Genomic DNA, 12,374 nt, shown 5'->3' with positions numbered 1-12,374 from the left:
AATTAAATACATATGGATTCTTTTAGAAAATAGAAAAATTAGAAAAAGTATTCAGGATTTAGAATCATTATTTATACTATTACCGTATCTTAATGATACACAGCTCATAAGTTTAAAAGAGTCTCAGTATATTCAAGAATTACTATCTCCCCCTGAATGGGAAGAACTCAAAAGAAAAATTGGAAATTATACCAAATAGATTAGAAATATTATCTAATTTTCATACTTGGATTCCAAAAAGCACCCCACTTCAACTTGCAGTTGAGGTGGGGTGCTTTTTGATTGTGATACTCTTTGAAAAGTAGTTATCTGTGAAAAAGAAAGTTAACTAGGATTGTTTATAGTATAGATTTCCTTACTTAAGGCAATCTTAACAAATCCTTGTAGAAAGCTTAATTTATTTCACCAATTTTTTCATGTCTTCGATACGAGCGACTGTTGCGTCGTATTTAGCTTGGTAGTCAACTTGTTTGTCGCGTTCTTTTTGGACAACTTCTGGTTTAGCGTTAGCGACGAACTTTTCGTTGCCAAGTTTGCGTGCAACCATATCCAATTCTTTTTGCCATTTAGCAAGTTCTTTGTCAAGACGTGCCAATTCTTCTTCAACGTTAAGAAGGTCAGCAAGTGGCAAGAAGATTTCTGCGCCAGTGATAACGCTAGACATTGCCAATTCTGGAGCTTCGATTTCAGAAGAAATTTCAAGTTTTTCAGGGTTTGTGAAGCGTTTGATGTAGTTCACATTGTTGTTGAAGAAGTCTTCCAATTCTTTGTCGCTTGTTTTAACAAGAAGTGTGATTGGTTTGCTTGGTGCAACGTTCACTTCGCTACGTGCGTTACGAACGGCACGGATAAGGTCTTTAAGACTTTCAACACCTTTGTGCGCAGCTTCATTTTCAAATGCTGGGTTAACAGTTGGGTATTCAGCTGTTACGATTGAACCTTCAGAAATTTGTTCAAAGATTTCTTCAGTTACGAATGGCATGATTGGGTGAAGCAAGCGAAGGATTTTATCAAGTGTGTAAAGAAGAACTGAACGAGTGATAACTTTTTCGTCTTCATTGTCGCTGTAAAGCACTTCTTTAGTCAACTCAACATACCAGTCAGCAAATTCATCCCAGATGAAGTTGTAAAGAATGTGACCAGCCACACCGAATTCAAATTTATCAAAGTTTTCAGTGACTTTAGCAATTGTTTCGTTCAAGTTGTGGAGAATCCAACGGTCTGTAACGTTACCAGCTGTACCAGCAGCAACTTTTTCTACATTTGCGCTAGCTTGGTCAAGCGTAAGGTCTTCATTGTTCATCAAAATGTAACGAGAGATGTTCCAGATTTTGTTAATGAAGTTCCAAGCAGCATCCATTTTTTCGTAAGAGAAACGAACGTCTTGACCTGGTGCAGAACCATTTGACAAGAACCAACGAAGGGCGTCAGCACCGTATTTTTCGATAACGTCCATTGGGTCAATACCGTTACCAAGTGATTTAGACATTTTACGTCCTTGTTCATCACGGATAAGACCGTGGATAAGCACGTTTTCAAATGGACGACGTCCTGTGAATTCCAATGATTGGAAAATCATACGTGATACCCAGAAGAAGATGATATCATAACCAGTTACCAATGTTGAAGTTGGGAAGTAACGTTTGAAGTCTTCTGCTTCTGTGTCAGGCCAACCCATTGTTGAGAATGGCCATAGTGCTGAACTAAACCAAGTATCAAGCACATCTTCGTCTTGAGTCCATCCGTCACCTTCTGGAGCTTCTTCACCGACGTACATTTCACCTTCAGCATTGTACCATGCTGGGATTTGGTGACCCCACCATAATTGACGAGAGATAACCCAATCGTGAACATTTTCCATCCATTGAAGGAAAGTATCGTTGAAACGTGGTGGGTAGAATTTCACTTCGTCATCAGTGTCTTGGTTAGCAATGGCATTTTTAGCCAATTGATCCATTTTAACGAACCATTGTGTTGACAAACGTGGTTCAACTGGCACACCAGTACGTTCTGAGTGACCAACGCTGTGAACCATTTTTTCGATTTCAACAAGCGCACCGATTTCTTCCAATTTTTTAACGACAGCTTTACGTGCTTCGAAACGATCCATACCAGCAAATTCACCAGCAAGTTCGTTCATTGTACCGTCGTCGTTCATCACGTTGATTTGTGGCAAGTTATGGCGTTGACCAACTAAGAAGTCATTAGGGTCGTGTGCAGGAGTGATTTTAACCACACCAGTACCGAATTCTGGGTCAGCGTGTTCATCACCAACGATTGGAATAGCTTTGTTAACGATTGGAAGGATAACATTTTTACCAATCAAATCTTTGTAACGATCGTCATTTGGGTTAACCGCAACGGCAACGTCACCAAACATTGTTTCAGGACGAGTTGTTGCTACTTCAAGGCTACGTGAACCATCTTCCAACATGTAGTTCATGTGGTAGAAAGCACCTTCGACGTCTTTGTGGATAACTTCGATATCAGAAAGGGCTGTACGAGCTTTTGGATCCCAGTTAATGATAAATTCACCACGGTAAATCCAACCTTTTTTATAAAGTTGAACAAAAACTTTACGAACGGCTTTTGACAAACCTTCATCAAGGGTGAAACGTTCACGTGAGTAATCTACAGAGATCCCCATTTTACCCCATTGTTGTTTGATTGTTGATGCGTATTCATCTTTCCATTCCCAAACTTTATCAAGGAATTTTTCGCGACCAAGGTCGTAACGTGAAATACCATCTTCAGCAAGACGTGCTTCAACTTTTGCTTGAGTTGCAATACCAGCGTGGTCCATACCTGGAAGCCATAGAGTATCAAAACCTTGCATACGTTTTTGACGGATAATAATATCTTGCAAAGTTGTATCCCAAGCGTGACCAAGGTGAAGTTTACCTGTTACGTTTGGTGGTGGAATAACGATAGAATACGGATGTGCTTTCTTATCGCCAGAAGGCTTGAAAACATCTTCGTCTAACCATTTTTGATAACGACCAGCTTCAACTTCAGCTGGGTTATATTTTGGTGAAAGTTCTTTTGACATAATATGTCCTTTCTACAATTTTTTCAATAAGTTAATCAATTCAATTTATCAGGTGCTGCTTATAACTTCTCCCACTCACTTTTTAACAATCCATAACGTAATAAATCACAACGTTTTCCTTGTGCATCCTTACGATCACGGATTTTTGATTCAAGAGTAAAGCCAAGTTTTTCAGCTACACGCTGGCTAGCTTTGTTGTAACTATAACATTCAATTTCGATTTTATGGAGGCCTACCAGATTAAAACCAACTTCTAAAAGCGCACGCGCAGCTTCTGGCATAATACCTTGACCCCAATAATCTGGGTGGAGTAAGTAGCCCATCTCCAGCACATCATCAGCATGGCGGTGATTAAAATCAATCGAGCCGATAACTCTATTAGAGCCTTTGGGACAAATACCATATCCAGCTGGAATGTTCTGTTCACTCCAACGTTTAGGCATAATATTATCTAAGTAATTTTCCTCTTCTGCCACACTTTTGACAGGTGGAAAACCGGCTGGCCAAGTCACTTCTGGCAAGCTCGCATAATCAAAAATATCCTTAGCATCTGACACCAAACGCTGACGCAAGTAAAGACGTTCTGTCTCTACATCCGGAAGTTTATTGTCGTTTATCTGACCTAGTATCTTAATCATGGCAATTCCTCCACTCTAGGATAAAAAATCGCCCCTGTCTTTCGACAGGGACGAACTTTTATAAATCCGCGGTACCACCCACATTCGAGTGACTAGCACTCGCAACTTTGTTATTCAGTTACAACCTTCAGCAACCAGCCTCGACATTTGTGCGGATTTCTCAGCGCCACCGCTTTCTGTAACAAATGGTCTTCAAGACACCTCTGAATGTTTTTATTTTAACAGATTTGGTCAGCTAACGCAAATGGATTAAGCTTTGAAAGCTACGCCATTTTCTTTAAGTTTGTTAACTGTTGCTGGACCAATTCCTTTAAAGGCCAAAACTTCTTTTTCTGTGTAATTTTGGAAATCAGATACTGATTTAATTCCTTCATTGTAAAGTGTTTCAACAAGTTTTGGTCGAATGCCTTCTACGGCAGAAATCGCTGAAAATTCTTCCAAACTAAGAGTTGCTTTTGAAACAACGTTAGCAGCAGCTTTAACAGTTGAAGTTGCAGCTGTTTTGATGATACCTGCACGTTTTAATTTCAATAAGTACTCTTTTTTTCGATTCTTTTTCTTTGCCATTTTAGTAATTTCTCTCCCCTAAAAGATTATCTGGTAATTCGTGGAAACCTTTGCCGGCTTTATAATTAGCAAATTTGCCTTGGATATAACGGTAAGCATCAAGTTTGCTTTCGTAACGGATGTAAGCATCAGCAGCACGTTCATCCTTATCTTCTTCCACAATCTTACGGCTGGCTTCCATTGCCATCTCATTAACTGTAATTTGTGAATCAACCCAAGCTTCAAATTCTTTTAAAAATTCTTGTTCGTAAGTCATAAATACCTCTCGTCTGATTTCCTAGGTCATATTATAACACAAACCTTGAAAAAATGAGAGCCTTGTAAAGGATTTGTAACATGATTTCCATGAATCCCCTTCCTTTTTTAGAAATTTTTCTGAAAATAAGCTCAGATAGAGCTAAAAAAAAGTCCCTCAGCTTTTTTCTCACATAAACTTGTCTTTTTCTACTATTTAAAGTAGAATATTAAAAATATTTCGACACACTTTATAAAGGAGATGCAATATGATTCTATCGCAATTTGACCCAGAAAAAAGAGCCATCATCAATCCCAGTGACATCGTGGCAAGTCTTCCTCAATTTCCAAAAACAGTTGTGACCTGCTTTGCAAGAGCAACCTTTGCTAGAATTTTAGCCGAAGTTCCTCACCGTCAGATTGCTAAAACAAGTGTGGCTAATCTCGAAATTCCAATTTATGAGCTTGACTTTCATGGAGAAAAAATCGGCTTTTTTAACTCCTACGTCGGGGCAAGTAGCTGCGTTGCCGTCTTAGAAGATATCATTGCCATGGGAGCAGAAAATCTCCTTGTCTTTGGAACTTGTGGCGTCCTTGATAATAGCATTAAAGAAACCTCGATTATTATTCCAAGCTCTGCTATTCGCGACGAAGGGACAAGCTATCACTATGCCCCTGCTACTAATGAAATTGCTCTTAATCCAACTTATCGTGAGCGCTTTAAAAACTTTCTTAGTCATCAAAGCATCTCTTATACTGAAGGAAAAGTCTGGTCTACAGATGGCATTTACCGTGAAACACAAAGCAAAATGCTAGCTAGAAAGGCACAAGGTGCTATCGCTGTTGACATGGAATGCTCTGCTATTGCCGCGCTAGCTAAATTTAGACAGATTAATCATTTTCAGTTTTTCTATTCCGCCGACAATCTTGACAGCGAAAAATGGGACCCACGTACCCTTGCAAATGATGCTGACCTTGAAAGAAAAGACCGCATCGCTAGTATCGCCTTACACTTTGCCACCCAAGTCTTCAAATAAGCTCAAAAACTCTCAGCTTTTTTAGCTGAGTTTTTTTTAAAAATTTTTTTGCTTACGCTAAAAGCCTGATTTTTAGCCATCTTTGACTTTTTAGTCAAAAATAATTAAGTTTTCGCTCTTGTCAAACACAAAATATAGTGCTACTATTTTATCCGGGCACAAGATATTGTGCTTAAATCATTTATTATGACAAATACAAGGCCTTGACTTTGTCACATATAGATACTCTACTGGGAAAGGAGGACTTGTTTCACCTATTTCCAAACCATAATAACTCACCAAACATACATTTACTAACCTTACTCTAGACAGATAGCTTTGCTATCAAAAATACATTTTACACATTACATTTTTAAATAAATACTACAGAATTAGCATATTGGAGGTGCATTACCATCGTGATTATTCTAGCAGGAATGATAGGAGTCGGAAAAACTACCTACACTTCTCTCTTAGCCAAAGAACTTGGCACAACAGCATTCTTTGAACCTGTTGACAATAACCCAATTTTAGATAAATACTATGAAGACCCTGAAAAATACGGGTTTGCTTTACAAATTTACTTCTTGAACAAACGCTTCAAATCAATCAAAGAAGCTTACGAAGCAGACAACAATGTCTTAGACCGCTCAATCTACGAAGATGCTTTATTTACTTACATTAATACCCTTCAAGGAAGCATCAGCGATCAAGAATATAATATCTACTTGGAATTGCTAGACAACATGATGGAGGAAATTGACGGACTTCCTAAAAAAGCTCCTGATTTGCTAATCTACCTCGAAGGTAGTTTTGACCACATCATGAACAACATCAAAAAACGTGGACGTGATTTTGAACAACCAGATGACGAAAATGGTCTAACAGATTACTACAAACTCCTTCACAAGCACTACACAAAATGGTATGAAGATTACCAATACAGTCCAAAAATGAAAATTAACACCGACAACCTCGATGTTACAAAACCTGAGGACTGGGATAAAGTGTACCAAATGATCCGTCAAGAAATGAAATCAATTGGAATTGGAGATTAACATTTTTTGAAAAAAAAACTTTCACTTAAAGAATCATTTAACAACGCTTGGAATCGTTTTGACTTAAAAGAAAAGATTTTCGTAATCTTTGCCTTCTTAGTCTCTCTCGGATTTACCCTATACGGGATGATTCCGACACTCTTTTCAGGAGACCTTAACATCTTACATGTCCTCTCAATTATCATGTCTATCTTTGGTTTTATTGGGACATGGACACTAGCGATTCAATGGCAGCACACCTTTAAAGCAAATGGTGTTCAAAATGTTGCTGGTATCTTAGTCGCTGGTATTCAAGGGGTTTACGGTGAAATGTTCAAAAGTTGCTACTACCTTGCAACCGAATTTATCGGACATTATAACTGGAAAAAACGCCGCAATGACGATGGTGAATTAGTCGTTGATAAAAAATTCAGTCTAAAAGACGTGCTTATCGCTGTCTTCTTCTGGACATTTGGCCTAGGATTTATTTCTTATTGGATGGGCGGACAAAAAATCATCCTAGATGCTATCACAAATGGGCTTTCCTTTACTGCCCAACAACGTCAGGTAAAAGGACACCTCGACGGCTACTACATTTGGTTAGTTGTTGATTTGCTTAGCTTTGTCCTTTACCTATCTATCGGTAACCCAATCGTTGCCTTCAGTTACCTAGGTATGGTAGCACAAGGTTTCGTAGGAATTATCATCTGGAAAAAGAGCCAAGGACAAGAAAGTCTTGCTCAAGAAACCGTTGCTTAATATAAATCGAAAATCTGGGACATCAGTCTCAGATTTTTTTGATATCATCAGCAAACATAGTCAAAAAGCCTAACTCAAAAGAGTTAAGCTTTTTTTGTAATCTCATGAATGGACTTAACTGTTGCAACATCCGCTCCATGCTCTCCAAGCATTTTTTCCATCCAAATCATGTCATACCAACGGTTGAATTTATAACCCGAATCATGAAATTTTCCAACCAATTGATAACCAAGTGCTCGATGGAATTTCTCGCTTCCATTTGTCAGATAGGCATCTTCGACATCAGTTGAAGCAATACAAGCATTAAGATTGAGGATACCCATTTGAGTTAGATAATCTTCTAACTTTCCATAGATTTGACGTCCTACACCCTTACCACGCGCAGCCTTATCCAGATAAACCGTCGCTTCTGCTGACCAAGCATAAGCAGCTCTAGGATGGAATTTAGAAGCATAAGCATAGCCAAGAATCTTGCCATCTTCTTCTGCCACAAGATAAGGATAAAAAGCCATGATTGAGCGCATACGCCCCGTAAATTCCTCTAAAGTCGGCACATCATATTCAAAAGTAATAGCTGTTTCTTCAACATAATAACGATAAATATCAAGCAGAGCTTTTGCATCATCTAAACTTGCCAAACGAATCGTAATGGCCATTCTCACAAGTCCTCCAAAAATAATCAATAATTTAGTATAACGATAAAGTAGCCCAGTGTCAAAATAAACATAACACCACTTGTCAAATTCACAATTATTAAAAAACGCAAGGAGCCCCTTACGTTTCATCATTTTCTTATTTCTTGACTAACTTAACAACTGCTTCAGTTCTTGCTGTATGCGGAAACATATCCACCGACTGAATGTAATGAACATCATAAACTTTACTTAATTTAACCAAATCACGAGCCAAAGTCGCCGTATTACATGACACATAAACCATTTTAGCAGGTTGATATTTCAAAATAGTATCCAAGAGTTTATCATCAAGACCAGTACGAGGTGGGTCAACAATCAAAGCGTCCGCACGATAACCTTCCTTATACCACTTAGGAATAATGTCTTCTGCACGACCAGCTTCATAATAAGTATTGTCAAAGCCCATACGCTGTGCATTTTTCTTAGCATCCTCGATAGCTTCAGGAATGATATCCATCCCACGAACACTCTTAACTTTACCTGCAAAAGCAAAACCAATTGTTCCGACACCACAATAAGCATCGATAACATGGTCATCTTCTGTCACATCAAGCGCAGCCACAGCCTGACTATACAAGACCTGTGTTTGCTCAGGATTCAACTGATAAAAAGCACGAGGCGAAAGACTGAAATGATAATCCAAAACCTCTTCTGAAATATCAGCATCGCCCCAGATAACCTCTGTTTTTCCGCCGTAAATCTCACTTGATTTTGAACGGTTAAAGTTGACAGCAATTCCCTTAATAGCTTCAAATTCAGCCGTTAATTGCTTAATAAGCGGTGCTAAAAAGACATCTCGACTAGTAATAAAGATAATCTGAACTTGTCCAGTAGCTTTTGCTTTACGAATCATTACTGTTCGAATACCAGCTACCTTGCGCTCATCATAAATCGGAATATGATGTTTTTCTAGCAATTCTGCCACACGATTAATAATAGCTTGCGTTAATTCATCTTGAACAAAACATTCTTTGATATCAACCAAACGGTGGCTACCTTCTTCAAAGAGCCCCGCCTTAACATTTCCTTTAAAAGAACGTGTTTGGAACTGCAATTTGGCACGGTAATGATACGGTACTTCCATTCCAAGTGTGTGCCTAATTTCATAATTTTCATAACCAGCTGGTTTGAATTTTTTCAAAGATTGACCAATCAAATCATCCTTAAACTCCAACTGCTTATCATAACGTAGGTGCATAATCTGACAGCCACCGCATTTTTGATAAATGGGACATTTCGGTTCCACACGAAACTTAGATTTCTTATTGATTGTCAAAAGTCTTGCCTGAGCAAAATTACGCTTAACCGCCGTAATCTGACAAAAAATATCTTCCCCCTTCAAAGCACCTGGAACAAAGACTAAAGTCTTCTTATAAAATCCAATTCCTTCACCATTAATTCCCATGCGCTTGATTTTCAAAGGAATTCTTTGTTTTACTTTCAAATTCATTAGTGACTAAATATAACTCCTACTTCTTTCAATTTTTCTAAAGTTGCCTTACCAAACTGAGGTAAAGCTAAAATATCTGCTTCTGTCCAAACTTGAAAATCCTGCAAATCATAAATATCATGCGCCAGCAAGATTTCAATTTGGTATTCTGATAAAAAGGCTAACGATTCAACTTCTGCCTGACCTGCCTTGTGCTCTGAAAAATAATCATTCAAATAAGCTTGCACATAATTTCCAGCAGTCATCAGTAAAGGTAAAATACGATAAAGTCCTACATAGACCGCTTCTAAACTATCTGGACGATGAATGCCAGCTGCGCCGACAGACATAATATCATCCATCAAAAGCTCGGGTGATTGACAAAAAATAGCAAAGTCCTTAACATCAGCATTCAAAACTTCAATCAAATAGTGTGCCATCTCATCATGACCATCTAAAATAGCCCCAACTAACAAAGGGATTTCTAGTAAAATATCATGTCCAATATCAGACTGCTTCTTAAAGAATACCAAAGCCTTATCATATTGTGACGTCAAAATATACAATGCCATTATCTCATGACGACAAGCAAACAAATCCGATGAATCCAGCTCATAAACCGCTTCAAATTGCTCAAGAGCTCTCTGATAAAGTCCATTTTGCTTATAAAGCATACCAAGATTAACTTTTGAAAAATAATAATCTTTCTCAGATATTTCACCCTTCTCATGAAGCTCTTCATAATAATCAACACGCTTTCTAAGCTCTGTTAAATCCTCAAATAAATTCCAATTTTCAGAGTCTAGCTCATCTTCTTCATCTTCTAAAAAGTCATCATCAAACGGAAACTCTTCAAGGTCATCACTTAAAGACTTAAGCATGCGGTATTCATCTAAATCAACGATTTTACTATCTTTCACCATATCACCTCCCTGCACTTTAATCACTACTATTTTAACATTTTTGTTATAATGAATGTATGAAAATCACTAAAATCGAAAAGAAAAAAAGGCTATATCTTTTAGAAATTGAAGAAAAAGATAAACTTTACGTAACAGAAGACACTATTGTTCACTTTATGTTAAGTAAAAATATGGAAATTGACGAAACAACCTTAAAAGATATTCAAAGATACGCTCAATTTTCATACGGTAAAAACTTGGCACTTTACCAAATTTCTTTCAAGCAACGTACCGCAGATGAAGTCAAAAAATACTTAGAAAAACATGAAATTGATAGTCAGTATATCCCAGAAATCATTGAAAACCTCAAAAAAGAAAACTGGATTAATGATTCTCAATATGTTGAAACCTATTTATCTCAAAATCTATCATCAGGAGACAAAGGTGGCTTCGTTTTAAAACAAAAATTACTTCAAAAAGGAGTTGATGCTCAACTCATTGACCAAAAATTAGCTGAATTAGACTTTTCAGACCTAGCTGAAAAAACAGCTCAAAAACTTTTACGTAAATATCAAAACAAGCTCTCAACAAAAACACTTAAAGATAAAATCATCCAAAATATGATGAATAAAGGCTTCTCATACACAGAAGCAAAAGATGCCTTTGAAACACTTGATATCGAAAAAGATGAAGAACAAGAATTCGAACTTTTAAATAAAGAACTTGATAAACAATATCGAAAATTTAGTAAAAAATACGAAGGATATGAACTAAATCAACGATTAACGCAAGCTCTCGCTCGAAAAGGCTTTTCATATGATGATATTAAGAGCGCTCTTAGAGATTATTTGTGAAATAAATTGCATTTCTAAGTGTCCTTTTTCAGAAAATTATGATAAACTATAACAGATAAGTTTAATTGTAGAAAGTTGGTAAGGCATGAAATTACCTAAGGAAGGCGACTTTATTACAATTCAAAGTTATAAGCATGATGGTAGTTTGCACCGAACATGGCGCGACACTATGGTACTAAAAACAACAGACAATGCTGTTATAGGAGTTAACGATCACACACTAGTAACAGAAAGTGATGGGAGACGTTGGGTTACGCGAGAACCAGCCATTGTTTATTTCCATAAAAAATACTGGTTTAATATCATTGCGATGATAAGAGATAACGGTGTTTCATACTACTGCAATCTTGCTAGTCCATACGTCATGGATGAAGAAGCTCTTAAGTATATCGATTACGACTTGGATGTCAAAGTCTTTGCAGACGGTGAAAAAAGGCTACTTGACGTCGACGAGTACGAAATACACAAAGCAGAAATGGGCTATTCTCCAGACATTGATTTTATTTTAAAAGAGAATGTCAAAATCCTTGTTGATTGGATTAACAATGGAAAAGGACCGTTCTCAGAAGCCTATATTAATATTTGGTACAAACGTTATCTTGAACTTAAGAATCGTTAAAGTTGCGAGCACTCCGATAGGGGTGCTTTTACGCTAAAGAAAGGAGTTACTATATGGCATTTGAAATCAGTAAAGAAAGATACGCCAGTTTTGGCGTAGCAACAAGCCTTCCACACGAAATCATTGATACCTTCTGGGATATCTTAGATAATTATCTAAAAGGTGTCATCTCACTGGAATCAATCATCAGCTTTCGCTTAACTGAGAAAAAAGGAAAATTAACGATCTGCTACCAAAATCAAAATCAGCAAACAACTATTGCTTTTGATTATAATTACCCGTATGACCCATTCTTTCCAAATATTGTCTATCTGATTGATCAATCAGGAACAGAAACACTTTTATTGCCACATGAACTAGACTAAAAAAGAAGGCTCTCGCCTTCTTTTTTAAACCTTTTAAACAAAAATAAATAAAATAGTCCGTACGGGATTCGAACCCGTGTTACCGCCGTGAAAAGGCGGTGTCTTAACCCCTTGACCAACGGACCATATTAATAAATGGGCACAAGTGGACTCGAACCACCGACCTCACGCTTATCAGGCGTGCGCTCTAACCAGCTGAGCTATGCGCCC

14 protein-coding genes and 2 tRNA genes are annotated in these 12,374 nt (G+C 37.5%); 7 read left to right on the top strand and 9 right to left on the bottom strand.

Annotated elements, in window-relative coordinates; all coding sequences use genetic code 11:
- A partial coding sequence (locus SFC32_RS08425; RefSeq protein WP_411216654.1) for a hypothetical protein occupies positions 1-199 on the top strand: 199 nt, incomplete at its 5' end.
- A 198-nt stretch (positions 200-397) separates the two neighbouring features.
- Here SFC32_RS08425 and SFC32_RS08420 read toward each other — a convergent pair.
- From SFC32_RS08420 to SFC32_RS08405, 4 genes are all read right to left on the bottom strand, one after another.
- Entirely contained in the window at positions 398-3,049 is a 2,652-nt protein-coding gene (locus SFC32_RS08420) for a valine--tRNA ligase (RefSeq protein WP_411050142.1), read from the bottom strand.
- A gap of 59 nt (positions 3,050-3,108) precedes the next feature.
- Positions 3,109-3,687, bottom strand: a complete 579-nt coding sequence (locus SFC32_RS08415) for a GNAT family N-acetyltransferase (protein ID WP_411050141.1) — start codon at positions 3,685-3,687, stop codon at positions 3,109-3,111.
- A 249-nt stretch (positions 3,688-3,936) separates the two neighbouring features.
- Positions 3,937-4,254 (bottom strand): helix-hairpin-helix domain-containing protein, encoded by a 318-nt coding sequence (locus SFC32_RS08410; RefSeq protein ID WP_074559400.1) that lies wholly within the window; start codon positions 4,252-4,254, stop codon positions 3,937-3,939.
- Position 4,255: 1 nt separating this feature from the next.
- The gene (locus SFC32_RS08405) at positions 4,256-4,510 is read right to left on the bottom strand and encodes a DUF1912 family protein (RefSeq protein WP_004230643.1); all 255 of its coding nucleotides are present in this window, start codon (positions 4,508-4,510) and stop codon (positions 4,256-4,258) included.
- Positions 4,511-4,757: 247 nt separating this feature from the next.
- Here SFC32_RS08405 and SFC32_RS08400 point away from each other — a divergent pair, with 247 nt between their 5' ends.
- The 3 genes from SFC32_RS08400 (at position 4,758) to pnuC (ending at position 7,300) form a co-directional block, all read left to right on the top strand.
- Complete coding sequence (locus SFC32_RS08400) at positions 4,758-5,525, top strand: nucleoside phosphorylase (protein ID WP_074563217.1); 768 nt, start codon at positions 4,758-4,760, stop codon at positions 5,523-5,525.
- 398 nt (positions 5,526-5,923) lie between these two features.
- Positions 5,924-6,562, top strand: coding sequence for a deoxynucleoside kinase (locus tag SFC32_RS08395; RefSeq protein ID WP_074563216.1), 639 nt, complete (start codon positions 5,924-5,926; stop codon positions 6,560-6,562).
- A 6-nt stretch (positions 6,563-6,568) separates the two neighbouring features.
- Positions 6,569-7,300 carry a nicotinamide riboside transporter PnuC gene (gene pnuC, locus SFC32_RS08390; RefSeq protein ID WP_411050140.1) on the top strand — a complete coding sequence of 244 codons (732 nt, stop codon included), beginning with the start codon at positions 6,569-6,571 and terminating at the stop codon, positions 7,298-7,300.
- Between the two features lie 83 nt (positions 7,301-7,383).
- On the opposite strand, the gene SFC32_RS08385 is transcribed toward pnuC, so the two are convergent.
- The 3 genes from SFC32_RS08385 to SFC32_RS08375 all read right to left on the bottom strand — a co-directional run bounded on the left by SFC32_RS08385 (position 7,384) and on the right by SFC32_RS08375 (position 10,347).
- The gene (locus SFC32_RS08385) at positions 7,384-7,956 is read right to left on the bottom strand and encodes a GNAT family N-acetyltransferase (protein ID WP_411050139.1); all 573 of its coding nucleotides are present in this window, start codon (positions 7,954-7,956) and stop codon (positions 7,384-7,386) included.
- A gap of 136 nt (positions 7,957-8,092) precedes the next feature.
- Complete coding sequence (gene rlmD, locus SFC32_RS08380; RefSeq protein WP_074601300.1) at positions 8,093-9,445, bottom strand: 23S rRNA (uracil(1939)-C(5))-methyltransferase RlmD; 1,353 nt, start codon at positions 9,443-9,445, stop codon at positions 8,093-8,095.
- Positions 9,445-10,347, bottom strand: coding sequence for a tetratricopeptide repeat protein (locus SFC32_RS08375; RefSeq protein WP_074563213.1), 903 nt, complete (start codon positions 10,345-10,347; stop codon positions 9,445-9,447). Before SFC32_RS08375 ends, rlmD begins: the two co-directional genes overlap by 1 nt.
- Before the next feature lie 56 nt (positions 10,348-10,403).
- On the opposite strand from SFC32_RS08375, the gene recX reads away from it, so the two are divergent.
- The 3 genes from recX to SFC32_RS08360 all read left to right on the top strand — a co-directional run bounded on the left by recX (position 10,404) and on the right by SFC32_RS08360 (position 12,164).
- Positions 10,404-11,180 (top strand): recombination regulator RecX, encoded by a 777-nt coding sequence (gene recX, locus SFC32_RS08370; protein ID WP_411050138.1) that lies wholly within the window; start codon positions 10,404-10,406, stop codon positions 11,178-11,180.
- 85 nt (positions 11,181-11,265) lie between these two features.
- A complete protein-coding gene (locus SFC32_RS08365) occupies positions 11,266-11,799 on the top strand; it encodes a DUF402 domain-containing protein (protein WP_006531621.1) in 534 nt (177 codons plus the stop codon).
- A 53-nt stretch (positions 11,800-11,852) separates the two neighbouring features.
- Positions 11,853-12,164: a DUF960 domain-containing protein gene (locus tag SFC32_RS08360; protein ID WP_411050137.1), complete on the top strand. Its 312-nt coding sequence runs from the start codon at positions 11,853-11,855 to the stop codon at positions 12,162-12,164.
- 53 nt (positions 12,165-12,217) lie between these two features.
- On the opposite strand, the gene SFC32_RS08355 is transcribed toward SFC32_RS08360, so the two are convergent.
- Positions 12,218-12,289: transfer RNA gene (locus SFC32_RS08355), tRNA-Glu, on the bottom strand.
- An 11-nt stretch (positions 12,290-12,300) separates the two neighbouring features.
- Positions 12,301-12,374 (bottom strand) — tRNA-Ile (locus SFC32_RS08350).

Origin of the sequence: Streptococcus sp. TATVAM-FAB8 (assembly GCF_046592795.1) — a bacterium.
GTDB lineage: Bacteria > Bacillota > Bacilli > Lactobacillales > Streptococcaceae > Streptococcus > Streptococcus ruminicola.
Note: the sequence above shows the minus strand (reverse complement) of the source record. Positions and strands in the feature narration are given on the sequence as shown.

Bases quoted from the DNA above. Each gene is read 5' to 3' on its own strand.
- SFC32_RS08420 (WP_411050142.1), bottom strand. From the start codon at position 3,049: ATGTCAAAAGAACTTTCACCAAAATATAACCCAGCTGAAGTTGAAGCT.
- SFC32_RS08415 (WP_411050141.1), bottom strand. From the start codon at position 3,687: ATGATTAAGATACTAGGTCAGATAAACGACAATAAACTTCCGGATGTA.
- SFC32_RS08410 (WP_074559400.1), bottom strand. From the start codon at position 4,254: ATGGCAAAGAAAAAGAATCGAAAAAAAGAGTACTTATTGAAATTAAAA.
- SFC32_RS08405 (WP_004230643.1), bottom strand. From the start codon at position 4,510: ATGACTTACGAACAAGAATTTTTAAAAGAATTTGAAGCTTGGGTTGAT.
- SFC32_RS08400 (WP_074563217.1), top strand. From the start codon at position 4,758: ATGATTCTATCGCAATTTGACCCAGAAAAAAGAGCCATCATCAATCCC.
- SFC32_RS08385 (WP_411050139.1), bottom strand. From the start codon at position 7,956: ATGGCCATTACGATTCGTTTGGCAAGTTTAGATGATGCAAAAGCTCTG.
- rlmD (WP_074601300.1), bottom strand. From the start codon at position 9,445: ATGAATTTGAAAGTAAAACAAAGAATTCCTTTGAAAATCAAGCGCATG.
- SFC32_RS08375 (WP_074563213.1), bottom strand. From the start codon at position 10,347: ATGGTGAAAGATAGTAAAATCGTTGATTTAGATGAATACCGCATGCTT.
- recX (WP_411050138.1), top strand. From the start codon at position 10,404: ATGAAAATCACTAAAATCGAAAAGAAAAAAAGGCTATATCTTTTAGAA.
- SFC32_RS08365 (WP_006531621.1), top strand. From the start codon at position 11,266: ATGAAATTACCTAAGGAAGGCGACTTTATTACAATTCAAAGTTATAAG.
- SFC32_RS08360 (WP_411050137.1), top strand. From the start codon at position 11,853: ATGGCATTTGAAATCAGTAAAGAAAGATACGCCAGTTTTGGCGTAGCA.